The following is an 846-nucleotide window of genomic DNA, read 5'->3' on the forward strand; positions in this document are numbered from 1 at the left end:
ACGGTACCTGCGCGGCTACCACCGATACAGTACTGCTCACCAACTACGATATTCCGGCGGTGGCTAAGGCTAATATTGATCAGAAACACTGTAACGACTCCATCTTCACCATGGCGGCTAACAAGCCTACAGAATATGGCGCTTATGGCGCATGGACCATTGTAGGTGGTAAACAAGCCTGGATCACTATTACTGACACTACTTTAAATACTACTAAAGTAAAAGTACTGGCGGGCCACACCGCTACACTGGTATGGACTATCACCAATGGTACCTGCGTAGCTACCACCGATACAGTACTGCTCACCAACTACGACAAGCCGGCTATCGCAAATGCCGATATCGATCAGAAACATTGTAACGACTCCATCTTCACCATGGCCGCTAACAAGCCTACGGAATATGGTGCTTATGGCGCATGGACCATTGTAGGCGGTAAACAGAGCTGGATCACTATTACTGATACCACTTTAAACACGACCAAAGTAAAAGTACTAGCTGGTCATACGGCTGCCCTGGTATGGACCATTACCAATGGTACCTGTGCTGCTACCACCGACACTGTGTTGCTCACTAACTACGATGTACCTGCAGTTGCTAAAGCAAACGTGGATCAGAAACATTGTAACGACTCCATCTTCACCATGGCGGCTAATAAGCCTTCGGAGTACGGAGCATACGGCGCATGGACCATCGTGGGCGGTAAGCAAAGCTGGATTACTATTACTGATACTACGTTAAACACGACCAAAGTAAAAGTACTCGCTGGCCACACAGCTGCCCTCGTATGGACTGTTACCAACGGTACCTGCGCGGCGACTACAGACACCGTACTGCTTACCAACT

1 protein-coding gene is annotated in these 846 nt (G+C 48.8%); it reads left to right on the top strand.

Annotated elements, in window-relative coordinates:
* The coding region (locus HGH90_RS31445) for a hypothetical protein (protein ID WP_168767659.1) at window positions 1-846 on the top strand (846 nt) is incomplete at both ends.

It is taken from the genome of Chitinophaga sp. Ak27, assembly GCF_012726295.1.
Taxonomy (GTDB): Bacteria; Bacteroidota; Bacteroidia; order Chitinophagales; family Chitinophagaceae; genus Chitinophaga.